This is a genomic window from Deinococcus betulae (assembly GCF_020166395.1).
Taxonomy (GTDB): Bacteria; Deinococcota; Deinococci; order Deinococcales; family Deinococcaceae; genus Deinococcus; species Deinococcus betulae.
Genome location: NZ_JAIQXU010000028.1, coordinates 1 through 12,674, shown reverse-complemented (window position 1 = coordinate 12,674; position 12,674 = coordinate 1). Strand labels below are relative to the sequence as shown.

Annotated in this window: 12 protein-coding genes and 1 pseudogene; 5 read left to right on the top strand and 8 right to left on the bottom strand. The window is 58.0% G+C overall.

From position 1 onward, the window contains the following. Window positions 1-558 precede the first annotated feature (558 nt). Window positions 559-708 (bottom strand): hypothetical protein, encoded by a 150-nt coding sequence (locus K7W42_RS17690; RefSeq protein ID WP_224576266.1) that lies wholly within the window; start codon window positions 706-708, stop codon window positions 559-561. 82 nt (window positions 709-790) lie between these two features. Between K7W42_RS17690 and K7W42_RS17685 the strand changes: the two genes are divergently transcribed. Both K7W42_RS17685 and K7W42_RS17680 read left to right on the top strand, forming a co-directional pair. Continuing rightward, window positions 791-2,719 (top strand): BTAD domain-containing putative transcriptional regulator, encoded by a 1,929-nt coding sequence (locus K7W42_RS17685; RefSeq protein ID WP_224576264.1) that lies wholly within the window; start codon window positions 791-793, stop codon window positions 2,717-2,719. Window positions 2,720-2,904: 185 nt separating this feature from the next. Then, window positions 2,905-3,300: a hypothetical protein gene (locus K7W42_RS17680; protein ID WP_224576262.1), complete on the top strand. Its 396-nt coding sequence runs from the start codon at window positions 2,905-2,907 to the stop codon at window positions 3,298-3,300. Between the two features lie 589 nt (window positions 3,301-3,889). On the opposite strand, the gene K7W42_RS17675 is transcribed toward K7W42_RS17680, so the two are convergent. The 4 genes from K7W42_RS17675 to K7W42_RS17660 form a co-directional block, all read right to left on the bottom strand. Next, complete coding sequence (locus K7W42_RS17675; RefSeq protein WP_224576260.1) at window positions 3,890-4,330, bottom strand: antitoxin VbhA family protein; 441 nt, start codon at window positions 4,328-4,330, stop codon at window positions 3,890-3,892. 112 nt (window positions 4,331-4,442) lie between these two features. Continuing rightward, on the bottom strand, window positions 4,443-5,045 hold the full coding sequence (locus K7W42_RS17670) for a hypothetical protein (RefSeq protein WP_224576257.1): 603 nt from the start codon (window positions 5,043-5,045) through the stop codon (window positions 4,443-4,445). Between the two features lie 15 nt (window positions 5,046-5,060). Further along, window positions 5,061-5,771: a hypothetical protein gene (locus K7W42_RS17665; protein WP_224576255.1), complete on the bottom strand. Its 711-nt coding sequence runs from the start codon at window positions 5,769-5,771 to the stop codon at window positions 5,061-5,063. Between the two features lie 474 nt (window positions 5,772-6,245). Beyond that, window positions 6,246-6,515 (bottom strand): hypothetical protein, encoded by a 270-nt coding sequence (locus K7W42_RS17660; protein WP_224576253.1) that lies wholly within the window; start codon window positions 6,513-6,515, stop codon window positions 6,246-6,248. 642 nt (window positions 6,516-7,157) lie between these two features. On the opposite strand from K7W42_RS17660, the gene K7W42_RS17655 reads away from it, so the two are divergent. Further along, on the top strand, window positions 7,158-9,377 hold the full coding sequence (locus K7W42_RS17655) for an eCIS core domain-containing protein (RefSeq protein ID WP_224576252.1): 2,220 nt from the start codon (window positions 7,158-7,160) through the stop codon (window positions 9,375-9,377). Further along, complete coding sequence (locus K7W42_RS17650; protein WP_224576251.1) at window positions 9,374-9,688, top strand: hypothetical protein; 315 nt, start codon at window positions 9,374-9,376, stop codon at window positions 9,686-9,688. The genes K7W42_RS17655 and K7W42_RS17650 overlap by 4 nt, the downstream gene beginning before the upstream one ends. Window positions 9,689-10,181: 493 nt before the next feature. Here the strand turns inward: K7W42_RS17650 and K7W42_RS17645 are convergent, their stop codons facing one another. Next, on the bottom strand, window positions 10,182-10,880 hold the full coding sequence (locus tag K7W42_RS17645; RefSeq protein ID WP_224576250.1) for a hypothetical protein: 699 nt from the start codon (window positions 10,878-10,880) through the stop codon (window positions 10,182-10,184). A 304-nt stretch (window positions 10,881-11,184) separates the two neighbouring features. Further along, window positions 11,185-11,436 (bottom strand): hypothetical protein, encoded by a 252-nt coding sequence (locus tag K7W42_RS17640; protein ID WP_224576249.1) that lies wholly within the window; start codon window positions 11,434-11,436, stop codon window positions 11,185-11,187. Window positions 11,437-11,542: 106 nt separating this feature from the next. On the opposite strand from K7W42_RS17640, the gene K7W42_RS17635 reads away from it, so the two are divergent. After that, window positions 11,543-11,788 (top strand): helix-turn-helix domain-containing protein, encoded by a 246-nt coding sequence (locus K7W42_RS17635; RefSeq protein ID WP_224576248.1) that lies wholly within the window; start codon window positions 11,543-11,545, stop codon window positions 11,786-11,788. A gap of 281 nt (window positions 11,789-12,069) precedes the next feature. On the opposite strand, the pseudogene K7W42_RS17630 reads toward K7W42_RS17635, so the two are convergent. After that, window positions 12,070-12,674, bottom strand: a pseudogene (locus tag K7W42_RS17630) (IS5 family transposase); the annotation flags it as partial.

Below are 12,674 nucleotides of genomic sequence, written 5' to 3'. Positions count from 1 at the left end.
GAAGGTGTTGAGGTCATCCCCAACACCTCCGGGAAGCGGCGTTCAGTCCTGACCGGGGCGGGGAGCGTGGTTCCAGACCATCAGCACGTCCTTGAGGAAGCTGGTGGTTTTGCGCATCTGGGCTTTGATGGTTTGAACTTTCATGGAGACCTCGGAACGGGTGAGTAAGGAGCGGAGGGCGGCGGGGTGATCTGGAGTTCAGTCCTGGCCGGGGCGGGGCGCATGGTTCCAGACCATCAGGACGTCTTTGAGGAAGCTGGTGGTCTTACGCATCTGGGCTTTGATGGTTTGTACTTTCATAGGGACCTCGGAATTGGGTGAGGAGGGAGCGGAAGGTAGAGCTGGAATCAGTCCTGACCGGGGCGGGGGGCGTGGTTCCAGACCATCAGCACGTCTTTGAGGAAGCTGGTGGTCTTACGCATCTGGGTTTTGATGGCTTGAACTTTCATAGTCACCTCCTTGGGGTCTAGTCTTGAAAAGACGGGTCCTGCCGGGGCATGGCGTCTTCCTGATGTTGTTGACCTTCAAAAGGGGAAATCTCAAAAGGAGGGAGGGCGTTCAGCGCGGGGCTGGGCTGGACGGCGCGGTGGTCTTGGTGCCAGGGGTCAGCAGGCCGGTGCCGGTGCCGGTTGGATCCGCTTTGGCCATGCCCAGCAGGACCATGAAGACGAAGCTAAGGAAGAATGTTTTTTTCTGGTTGCTTTTCATCTGGGGCGTCCTCCTTCGAACGTGCCCAGAGGCTAATTTGCGGTCGGTTTGGGTCCGTCCTGGGTATAAACTCGCCTCGTTTATGGACGAGCGGAATCCCGTACTGCTGCGCATTCTTGAGGGGGACTACGAGGGTGGGTGGGAGCTTTACACCCAGCTCTCAGCCCCAGGCGCTCAGGACGACCGCTGGGCAGGTCTGTGCCTGCACAATCTGGGCCGCATGTTTGAAGCCAAGACCCTGCTGGCCAAAGCGGTCTCGCGGGGGGAAGCAGCGGCACGGATCGAACTGGCCACGCTCTACCGGCTGGCGGGTCAGCCTGAAATTGCCAGCAGCACCCTGGCGGACCTGATGAAGCTTCCCTTGGAGCCGTTTGACGCTGCCCTGGCGTACCGGGAGGCGAGTTCACAGGCCCTGTCTGAGGGCGACCTGGGCAAGGCCACGTCCCTGCTGGAACGCGCCTGGTTTGAAGGTCAGGGCACCTGGGCGGGCGATAAGCTGCTGGTCTCTATCGCGCAGGTGATGGGCACGGTCTACGCCTTGCGTGGCCTGGACGCCCGCGCCATTGAGTACTTTGAATTTGCCACGCGGTCCGCCAATCCCGCCCGGCGGGCCTTTGTGCTGGGGGCCAGAGGTCTCAGCTTGGTCTACCTCGGTCAATATGACGAGGCGGAAGAAGCGCTGCGCAGCGCTGCGGCCCATGCCAGGCACTTTCCGTTCTCTCAACCTGTCCTGACCTATAACCGGGGTGTGCTTGAGCGCGCCAGGGGAGCCCTGCAAGGGGCTCAGAAGCTCTTTGCTGAAGCGGCAGCACTGGCCAAACAAGCCGGGGAGAACGAAACGGAGTGCTACGCCGAACTGGCTTTATGCGCTGTTGCTACGGCCACCGGTGAATTCCAGGTCGCCCGGCGACACCTGGCCCGGGGGCGCAACCTGACCAGCGGCCCGCGCGGGGAAGGCTTCGCCCTCCTGCGGGAAGGCGCCCTGCTGGCCCTGCAAGGTCAACCCACCGCGTCAGACGTACTCCACAGGGCCCAGCAGATCTTTACCCAACTCCGCCTGGACCGCGAGCTGGGCTGGACGTGGCTGCATCTCGCGGAAGCCCATCTTCGCCTGGGCAACATCACAGCGGCGGACGAAGCGCTGGCCGAAGCGACTGATCTCCGGCATGCGTTGGGCAGTGGTCAGGCTTTCGTGATTGAGTCGCGGTCCCTGCCCCAGGTGCAGGCCCACCTGGGCAACCGCGCAGCGGAAGAATATGGCCAGGAACTGCTCACGGACCTCGCGGCAGCGGAAGGGGCCGTCCCCCGCACCGTGCGACTGGAGACGCTGGGCGGTGCCCGCCTGCTGATGGACGGCAAACCTGTCCGGCTGGATCTGGCCCGCAGCGTAGAAATCCTGACATTCCTGCTTGACCGTCCGGACAGCCGCCTGGACCAGATGCAGATCACGCTGTTTCCAGACGCGGAGCACAAACGCTCGAAGAGTTATATCCACCAGGCCCGCAGTGAACTGGAACGCAGCATTCCCGGGCTAAAAATTCCCTACAACCGGGAACGGCGGACGTACAGTGTCGTGCTGGACGGCCTGCAACTGGAATGGGATCTGCTGCAGCTCCGCCACGCGCTCAACGATTCGTCAAACCCCGACTTTCTGGGTAAGCTCGACCTCTACACTGGCCCGCTGCTCTGGCCACTGGACGGGGAATGGATTGAAACGGAGCGTGAGGCATTGAAAAGCTGGATCATCCAACTGGGCCTCGAAACGCTGGACGAATGGCATGCGCAGGGTGAGCATGAGAAGTGCCTGCATCTCGCCACCCGCCTGCTGGGGACTGATCCATTGGATGAAGCGCTCAACGAGTTTCTGCTGAAGGCGACCCTGGTCCTGAAAGGCCACGCCGCAGCCCGCGCAGCTCATAAGCGGATCTGCGAGCTGTACGAGAACGAGTATGGGGACGTCCCCGCCACCGTGGCGAAGTTCTCGAGGCAACTCAATCAGTCGCTGAACTGAGGCGGGAAACCACCCTTCCCTGATGGCTTCATGCCAGGGCAGCGCGGCGCGAACCCACCGCATAGGGTTGACCCCCCCTGTATTTGACGCTACGTTAGAGAAATCAAGGCGGCCTTCGGGTCGTCTTTTTCGTTAGAAAACTTAACTGGAAGAAATGTGCAAGATGGCACTATTAAACTAGCCATATGGGACTATTTCCACCAACATGCAAGCTTCTTGCCGGCAGCTGGTCTGAGGACACAAATATGATGGTTGGTGACCGACTAGGTTTCTTCAAAGAAGGAAACTCCGATCCCAATAAAGTAGAGGCTATCGAGCTTAGCCGTGTTACAAGTGTCGAAATTGCTACATCAGAAACAGTTCAAAAGCTAGGCTCAACTATTGGTCTAGGCCTTTTAGGAAGCGTAATACTTGGTCCAGTGGGCTTAATAGCAGGTGTTTTTGCAAGTCGTAAGAAGATGGTAAACTTTATATTTAAGCTTGATGATGGCCGTCAAGCAATTGCATATGGCGAAGAGAAGGCTTATCTCGCCATGCAAATGGCCATAATGAAGAAACAAGTTAATAGGAGTCTTAATTAAATATTCTCCGATACTCATATCCAGCCGAGGTGCATATACTCAGAAGACGGGATGAAAATTCACTTGAGGACTCATCTTTTTTGCAGAGTATTTAGTGATCTGTTGAATGCCGCTACCTATATTAATGCTAGATCAAAGAAGAATAAGACTAGTGGAGACTATTAATATGAATGGAATTTGGAAAGACATTTCGAAAAGAATAGAGAGCAAAAACGGTTAGAAAAGCTCGCCGATAAAGAAACGGCTCAAGCCGTATTTGCCTATAAAATCAGAAGAGTATATAGTCAAGAGTTTGGAGATGAATGGGAAGGCGAGGTTACAGCTGACGATTCAAAGAGCGCAAAGGCTAAGCTTCACGGAAGATATAATATAAATAAGTTAGATATCCGAATTAGGAGAATATACCCTAAATAAGCTATTACTCATATAGACCTGTATACACGTAGCTACCTTTTACGCCGAAACCAGGTAGCTATAATCTTTTCTGTTTACAGAAGCACATACCGGGCTATAATGCTCAACATCAAAGACGGCTTCGGCCGTCTTTCTTCTCGGCTCAGGCGCCGCAGCTGTCTACAAACACGTTTTCTCAGTTCAGGTCCAGTCGGTCCTCGTCATCGAGGCCATGCTGCGCCATAAATCGGATACGCCGTCCCAGCCACGGATCTGAGCCGTCGTAGGGCTTACTCAGCCCCAGGGATTCCGGCAGCATTGGTGCCGGCAGATCAGCAGGCAGCTCAATGGTCCCTTCGTAAACCATGACCTCAACCCCCTCCAGCTGCGTGACTTCTTCCACGACTTCAGGGCCATCCGGCCCCTCTGGAAAGCGTCGGCGGTTGTGACGGCGGTGCAGCGCCTCAATCACCTCCTCGGCCTCCAGGTCACCCTCCACATAGGCTGCAAACAGGTCTTCATCCGGGCCGTACATCGGCAGTCCCGACAGGCGCATCCCATGCCGTGCGGCTTCCAGTGCCGCGTATCGCCGGCCGCGTTCTTCCGGTGTGATCGGTGCCTTGTCCTCTGGCTTCATGCCACCCTCCTGAAACACCTGACCCAGACCACCAGGCGCTGTGCTGCGGCGTTGTTGCGAACATACGCCAGACCGTCGCCTCACCCCGTCAAGGGATCAACAGGGAGGGGGGTCAGTAGTCCATGTCCCACTGCACCTGGCGCGCCTTCTGCGGCTTGAGGTCTTCCTCGTCCACGTCCAGGATCCAGCCGCCCGCCGGCTCCTTGCGCTGCTCTCCATAAGGGCTGAGGTGCAGGTCCTGGCCCAGGTCCCGCTCCAGCTCAAAGGCCTTGCCCTGGAAGTGGATCAGGTCGCCCTCGGCCCCTCTTCGGAGAGTGGTGTCGGTCCCAAAGCAGATGTGGACGTGGATGTTGCTCCCCTCCTGTTGATGCACCGCGACCGCATAGATGTCCGCGTCCGGACGCCGCTCCTGCACCGCCTGCGCGACCACCATGGCCGCCCGTCGCTCGTCAACCTCCAGCTCTCCCGGCAGCTGCGTGGTGAAGGTCAGGTGCTGCTGGTACTTCGTGGTCGTCTCCCCGATCCGTTCGGCAGCCTGCAGTCGGTCGGTCTCCCGCAGCTGGGTCTCCTCGTAGGTGTACAGCTGGGTTTGCTCCTTCTGGTCCATGTACTTCACGGCACTGCTCGCTCTCGCGAGACCACCCGCACTCGTCTTGGTGTAGTTGTTGCCGGAACGGTCGGGGATTGACCGCACCACCCGCTGCGTGTTCGTCATGCGTCTGGCCACGGCTTACAACCCGAAGATCCCCTTGCGTTTCGACCGCAGTTCTTCCTCCGTTTCCTCCAGCTTATTCACCGCCTTAACCACCACACTTTGCGTCACCTTGAGCTGCTGCTGCATCGTCGCTAAGACCGTCGTGACCTCCTGCTGTTGTTGCTGAAGAAGCGCCACCTGGTTCGCCAGCCCTTGCACCTGGGCCAGCTGGTGCGTGACCTGCTCTGTAGACTCACGCACTTTCATCAGCAGACCTGGGTCGTCGTTCCCCATGCCAGCCGCCAGCTCGTTCAATGCGGCACGCATCGCGGGGGTTGGTTCTTTCAGGGAGTGCACCGCATGGCCCCACGCCTGCTCCCGGTACTTCTGGGCCTTCTCCTTCCCGGCTTGCGCCACGAGCAACAAGCCGGTCTCGTTGCGAACCGCCATGCTCTCCAGCGCACTTCTCGCCAGCAGATGCCGCACACGGTTCATCTGCGCGTGAATCTCCGTCCGCAGCCCTTCCTGCAGCTTCACGGCTTGGGACTCAAACAGCGTGCGCACCAGGTCGGACGTCATCACCTGCCGGTCCTGCAGGCTGTACCGCTCCAGCACGTTCGCGCACAACGCAGACATCGTCACGCCTGCCTCGTCCGCCAGCAGTTTCAACGCCGCGGCATGCTGCGGATCGAGCGTCACGGTCACCCGCACGGGCTTCTGTTTTGGGCGTCCCGCCGTCTTCGTCATACCTGAGTGTAAAGGGGAAAAAGGGGAAGTGCTAATTAAGATATGCGTGCGCTTAGGTTTTTCTCCTCTGGAACGTCGTTCCAGAGGCAAGATGCACTTTAGTGCTAATCTTGCGTAGACGAGATGGCAGAGAGGGAAATGGGCAGGACAGGCGGTCGCGTAGACGAGATGGCAGAGAGGGAAATGGGCAGGACAGGCGGTCGCGTAGACGAGATGGCAGAGAGGGAAATGGGCAGGACAGGCGGTCGCTAGACGCACCTACGGGCCGAGTTAAAGGGGCTCCCAAGCTCAGAAAAGCGACATTGAAGCGGCAGCTGGAGAAGTGGATGGAATCTACCGAAGATCAACGGGTGAACCGGAGATCTCATTGGAACAACGGTGGACCCAGTGGCATGGCTAACCGTGGTGGTCATGCTAATGATCTTGCTGATGTCAGCCTGGATGGTGGTGGCCAGGTTGGGGGATGAATTGATCTCAGCTCCGGCCAAAGCCTCGTCGCCCGCCTTTGGGCTTGCTGAGCTTGGGTGCCGGGGTGGACTCCAGCTGGCTCACCAGAGCCCGGGTCCGCTCGTCGGTCCGGAGCCACGTCAGCATCGTCTCCCCCATGTGCGCCTGACCCGGTGCGGTGACCCCATGTGTCATGGCCATGAGCAGCAGTCGCTGTGGCCCCTCCGAGACAGACAGAAAGCGCTCAATCAGTTCTTCCTTATCGGTAGGCAGTGTGAAGGTGAAGTCTTGGGCCATGGGCGGAGCCTAGCGCGCTTTGTTTTTGCGCCCGCCACAGGCTTGAGGGGTCGCCTGGTGCTCTCCCAGGCGGTCCGCTGAAGGCGAGGACGGGCACTTCACATCAGGACAGAAATCAACAGGGAGGGAGTGTTCAACTCGTCCCCTCCCTATGGGTAGTTTTGCCGCCGATTCTCACACCAACCATTTAGTATTACCGTTCTATCCGGGTAAAAATGGTCATTTTCGGCCACTTTCTGGGGCGCTGACTGGCATCATGAGGGGACGTATCCCGGGAGGTCTATGGAGTACGCCCGCAAACGCACATCTTCTCGCAAGACTCAGAGAGAAGGGACACCTCAGCACACCACGTTACCCCTCAATACGGCCTTGCAACGTCAAGCCCAACTGCGCGCCGACCTCGCCCGCTTCACCCTGCACTCGCCGGCTCTCCAACGGCAACAGGCGGCCCCAGCGCTACGCGCCCTGGACCTACACCGTGAAGAGGTCAGCCGTCTCACGGGTGAGCGCCAGATCCTGCAACGCCGGCTGGCTGAATCGGGGCCTACACACCCTGATCAGATGGCCGTCCTCCAGCAGCAAACCAAACCAACTACTCCCCCACCGGCTCGCCCTCAGACCCCAGCAGACTGGGTGGCCGTCATGCAACGTCACGCGGAACAGGTCGAAGGTCAGCGCCTGGATAGCCGCCAGTTCGCGCAACACACCGCTCTACAACGGCAGGTGGCCCAGCATCTCACCCGAGGCTTCAAAGCGGACCGTGGCCCAGCCCAGGCCCGGTACGACACGTATGGCAATCATCTGGCGACCCTGCAACGCCACGAGGTCAGCGCGCCGGTCGCCCGGGTGGTTCTGAGTCTGGTGCCCTCAGGCGAACGGCTAGCCTTGCAGCGTGCCGTGGACAATGCCGTGCAGCGGCAGGGGGAACAGCAGGCTCATGCGGATCAGACGCTGCGCGCAGCCACCCTGCAACGGCAACTCGCGGACCTAGATGCCGAGGCCACCCAGCCGGTCTTCCAACGTATTCAGGCCCGGCGGGGCGCCGGCAATCCCTTGCCTGAAGCGATTCAGCGCCATCTGGAACAGGGCCTGAATCATGACCTGAGCCGTGTCCGCATTCATGATGATCCCGAAGCCCACGGGCTGGCCAAAGTGGTGAACGCTCTCGCCTTCACCACTGGTACGGACATCTTCTTCCAGGCCGGCCAGTTCAACCCAAACAGCCAGAGCGGCCTTGAACTGCTGGCCCACGAAGTGACCCATACCGTGCAACAGAGTCAGGGCCGCGCGGGCACTGGGGTTGACCCCGATGCTGGCCTCGAAGCCGAAGCCCGGCAGATGGGAAGACGGCTGAGCACACAGCCGCTCCCGAGATCAGCAGCCCGCGCCCTGGCCAGGCCTGCACAATCCAGGAAAGTCCTCACCCATGGCAGCATTCAAAGAAAAACGGCTGACCCCACTGCGAACCTGATCGTGACTGTGCAGGCGATCAAGCGCCAGATGAGTGCTGGGCAGATTGATGCTGCCGTCAAAAGCCTTCAAAAGCTGCCCCAGGCTCAGCGGGACACCGTGATCGGGCTCCTCGCGGCCATGCGTCTTCCTGCCTGGGAACCGATGCGGAAGGCATTGGTCAAGGCCAAGGTCAGCAGCCCCAGCATTGACTTCTGTCTGGCTGGCCCTACGCTCTACGCTCCTCTGAAGGGTCAAGCCCTGGCCACCACCTCTCTGGAGACAGCCGGGCGTTACGTCAACATGCCACTGGCCACCAAACTGGGGAAGGCCATTGAGTACGCGCCGGTCGGTGAAGCGTTCCGTACGCAGTTTCTGAGCATGATTAGTGTTACGGCCATCGCCACAACGGCGGCCATTTTTGTTGCTCTCCAACTGACACCAGCAGGCTGGATTCTCGATGTTGGGGTTGTGATTATTGCCCTGGCGACTTATGGCCCCGCATCGTTTGCTATTGGGGAGCACCTGGGGGCGTTCTTCCGCATAGCGGACCGGGCCACCAATGAAAGCGATCTGAAAATCGCTGGGAATCACTTCGCGCAGGCTGCTGCCATTCTAGGCACCGCTGGATTGGCTGGCCTGATCGGCAAAGCGGCTGGTCGAGCAGCCGGCAAAGGAGTCGTCGCACAGCAGCAGAAAGGGCTTGGCGTTCCCACAGCCCAGCAGCAGACTCTTCCCCTCTGGCAGACGCAGTACTCCGCCGCTATGAAACAGGGACTGACGCAAAAGCAGGCTTCGCTGTCAGCCACCATGAAGGTACAGGCGCCAACAGCCAAGCCTGTACAGCCGTCCAGTGCCATAAACACGGTCTACGAGGGCAGCCGGGCCGCCAATAAGGAGCTGATCCCCCTCACGGATACGCTGGCCCGCCGGTATGGCGCAACATTTCAGACACGGGACGGCCTGAAGGACGTGACCCGCTCCACAGAGAAGGTCCAGGCTGATTATGAGGGGAGCGCCGCACCGCTCCTGGACGTGGCTGGATCGCGGTTGCTGTTCAACAAGCTTGACGATGTGTACCAGGCTCTGGCCTACATCCGTAGCCGGTACAACGTAGTTCAGGTCAAAGATCGTTTCGTTGAACCGATGGCGACAGGATATAGAGACATTGTTCTGAATATTCGGGCCAGCAATGGCTACGTAGTCGAACTCCGGTTAGAACTCACGAAAATGTCAAACTTTGCCGCCACAGAACATAAAATCTACCAAGAGGTGCGGAGTATTCGAGCCAAACTCAGCACTGAGAACCGTCCAGTCACGCCAGCAGAAGAGGCGAGGCTGAATGAGTTGACTCAAATGGCCAAGGATGGCTACAGGAACGTGTGGCAGCAAATTCTAAAGGAAAATAAGTGAAAAGTGTTAATGTAAGCTATTTCGCCGTTGGAGCCAGGCCAATCAAAGTCATTCATTTGGATGACAGAGTTCTTGCCGGCACGCCCTACGCCATGGATTGGATTGATGGAAGTTTTAGGATTGATCACAGTTACATGGACAATATCTGGGGTCCTCCATTAAACGATGATGCCGATACTCAAGAGATGACACAACAAGCTTTTGAGAAAATGGTTCAGCACTACCGTTTAGAAAAAGGGCTGAACGACTGCGACAATTCAGAATTTGAAAATGGTCTCCGGTATTACCGTGATGTCCTTGCGAAAGGCTAAGTAAGTCATTTGAGGATGCCATCCTTTCGAGCTAAGCCACCGATAGAAGGAAGGCTCCACAGCCGGAGCCTGGACTCAATTCCAGCTGTACCGGCGCATCCTAGATCCCTTTTGCAGGGTAAGGCCGATTGTCAACGGCAGATTCACCTCTCGACGCTCCATTCGCTTACATTCATCATGTGTCACGTCCCTACTTAGAGCTTCTGTACCTGGCGGAGGACTGGAAAGCGGAAGGTAGGACGTCGGAGGAAGCGGCTTTCCTAGCAGCCGAGCTAGGGGAATCGACTGTGCGCATCGCCTTGATGCTCTGCCATGCCTTCCACATGATTCCTCAGGTGGCAATGCCCATCGCCCTTCGAGCCAAGCCCGATGAGAGGTACGAGGAACATATCAACCGATTTTGACACTAAATGGGCTTAGAGAAGAGGATGATCCGAAGATCAAGTGCAGGGTACCCGGCTTGGATCAGCTTGAGGGCCTGCTGCCGAAACGCTCAGCGATAGGTCAGGCGGCGCTGTTCCAGTTGGACCTGTGGCTGAAGGTTTGGTTGACACTTTAGACCGTACTGCGTTGCTGTGGGACCCGGGGCACAAGCAAAGCGCACCTCCGTGACGGTCCGCCGCATGAGCCAATTACCGTATGCGTCATCTTTGTGTGTCACTGCGATTGTGAGGTGCGTGCCGTAGGCATCAACCACTTTAGAACTTATCAATCGCCCCGACGCGTCGTAACGCTCCTCGCGGGTTTCCCTGCCACGATAATCAACCGAGACCTCACGCGCCAGGCGGCCCCCTAACGTCCAGGCCCGGGTAATGACCACGGGATCACGCACACCTGCAATCCGCTCCTCAGTACGGACTGCGCGGTTTTCAGCATCACAGTGGGTGGCAGTGGTCGTGGCTGGAAAGCCTGAATCCTTGGGAGGTTTGACTTCAGAGCGCGTGAGACAACCGCCCGGCGAATACTCACTGAAGAAGGTCAGGAGGCCCTCTTGGCTGTGTTGGGTGTAGCTCAGTCGGTTCGTCCGGGGATCATAGCGGTACTCACCACGCAAGGTCTTGTCTCGAGGCGAGGTGAACACGGCCGAACGTCCATCTGTCGAAATCTGAGTCACACCTGTGACCTGGTGCCCTTCCAGGGTTTCGATACGCGTTACGGGGCCCTGCACATCGACATCTGCCGCCAGACCCACAGGAGGGAGCAGAGCTGGCCTGCGCTGAGCTAGAGCCTCACAGAGCACACTGGCGGCGAATGTCGCAGCAAACCAGGACTTAAGGCGGAGAAAGCTGCGCGTAGGGAAAGTATGGCGCGCGTTTTTCCCTAAGCACGACAACAGATACAAAATGACAGCCCATACTGCCCTGGTCTAATTGGCGTTGGACATGGAAACCAGAGGGATCTTACCCAGGCATACAATTTCTTTTGTAGTTGCGGGGAAGCGACAGGCTCTCGACCCATAACTCGCCTCAACAACCTGTTCACTTGGCAGGTAGGCTCTAGCTGTAGCGGGCGAGCAGCTCAGGGTGATGCTCCTTCGCATAGGCCTCTAAGGCGTCGCCAAGAATTTCGAACTGCATGCGTCCCTCAGCTGCCTTGATAAACCGCAGCAGTTGCTTATGTGCAGGCGTCATCGTGGTACTGAAGGGTTCCAGCTCTGAGGGCATGCGCTTGGGGTGAGAGGGAGCAGGAGTGAGCTCAACCTTACGTTCTGGTTGAGAAGACTGGCCTTTACGTTTCTTCTTCGGCATCGTAGCGGAGGACCTTCCTGACTCTGGGATAGCGTCAGTTTATCTCTTTTTATAAAGACGATTTTTATAGAGACGCCAGACACAAAGTCTTCGGAAAGCTGGGGCCGTGATTGACCCGAATCCTGACGCTGCTTCAGATGTCCCACTCCAGAAGGTGGTGGGGCAACGCATCCGGCAGTTACGGGAGCAACAAGGGTGGAGTCAAGACACCCTCGCGCATCTCACAGGCATGCACCGGGCCTATCCACACCGTATTGAAACAGGTCAAGTGGATGTTCGCATCAGCACACTGGCAAAACTGGCAGAGGTGTTTGGGCTGTCCCTTCCTGACCTGCTGACCTTCAATGACTGAAAGGGGAGGAGAGGGTAAACCTTCTTGCCTCCTGGGGGCTAACCTAGCGAGGGGTCAAATTTTGTCCAACTCACACGACAAGCGTGCGGTCATGCCCACACAGATGCATTTCCCCATTCAATTTTGAGCGTTGGCTTAATCTGCAATACGAATTTGTCAAGGAGACGCTCCTCTTTAAATTCGGCTAACAGGAATTCTCGATCACCTTCACGATCAATTGAGATCCTTGCGACATCTGTGAGACTGAGCCGTAGGACGTCCCTCTTCTCTATCTGTAGAGATCATCCGGAAATTACGCGGAGCAGGATGACGATGCAGGCGAGCTGAACCATCCCCAGAACGTTCTGTGCTTTGACTTCGTCGCGTGTTCTCACGCGACGGAAGCTTTGGAGCCATGCGATGGTGCGCTCGACCTTCCAACGCCGCCGATAACGGCGCAGTGGCCGACCATCCTGGGTTTTCTTTCGATTCCTGCGATTGGGCGCGATCATGTCGGTCCCGAGCACCGCGAGCTCCGCATCCAGCCCGCCGCTGTCATAGGCCTTGTCCCCGATGAGGCGTTCGGGGAAATCCATACCGAAGGAGGGGTCCAACGTGTCGTGGACGAGCGTCACCTCGGCTGGACTGGCGCGACAGGTGTGAAGCGCGAGCGGCACGCCGCTCGCATCGACCATGATCATGATCTTGGTGCCTTTGCTCTTCTTGGTGGGGCCGACGTCAGCGCCCCCTTTTTTGCGGCACTGAAGGTGGCGTCAATGAATGCCTCGCGCAGGTCGAGGAGTCGTTGCTCCTCGCCGAGCTCGTAGAGCGCGGCCAGGATGGCTGGGAAGACCTGCCGTTCGTTCCATTCCTGGAAGCGGTCATGACAGGTGGTCTTGGGTGGGTA

Excerpts from the sequence above, each read along its gene's own strand:
- K7W42_RS17690 (WP_224576266.1), bottom strand. The coding sequence starts at position 708 with ATGAAAAGCAACCAGAAAAAAACATTCTTCCTTAGCTTCGTCTTCATG.
- K7W42_RS17685 (WP_224576264.1), top strand. The coding sequence starts at position 791 with ATGGACGAGCGGAATCCCGTACTGCTGCGCATTCTTGAGGGGGACTAC.
- K7W42_RS17665 (WP_224576255.1), bottom strand. The coding sequence starts at position 5,771 with ATGACGAAGACGGCGGGACGCCCAAAACAGAAGCCCGTGCGGGTGACC.
- K7W42_RS17660 (WP_224576253.1), bottom strand. The coding sequence starts at position 6,515 with ATGGCCCAAGACTTCACCTTCACACTGCCTACCGATAAGGAAGAACTG.
- K7W42_RS17675 (WP_224576260.1), bottom strand. The coding sequence starts at position 4,330 with ATGAAGCCAGAGGACAAGGCACCGATCACACCGGAAGAACGCGGCCGG.
- K7W42_RS17670 (WP_224576257.1), bottom strand. The coding sequence starts at position 5,045 with ATGACGAACACGCAGCGGGTGGTGCGGTCAATCCCCGACCGTTCCGGC.
- K7W42_RS17655 (WP_224576252.1), top strand. The coding sequence starts at position 7,158 with ATGCAACGTCACGCGGAACAGGTCGAAGGTCAGCGCCTGGATAGCCGC.
- K7W42_RS17680 (WP_224576262.1), top strand. The coding sequence starts at position 2,905 with ATGGGACTATTTCCACCAACATGCAAGCTTCTTGCCGGCAGCTGGTCT.
- K7W42_RS17640 (WP_224576249.1), bottom strand. The coding sequence starts at position 11,436 with ATGCCGAAGAAGAAACGTAAAGGCCAGTCTTCTCAACCAGAACGTAAG.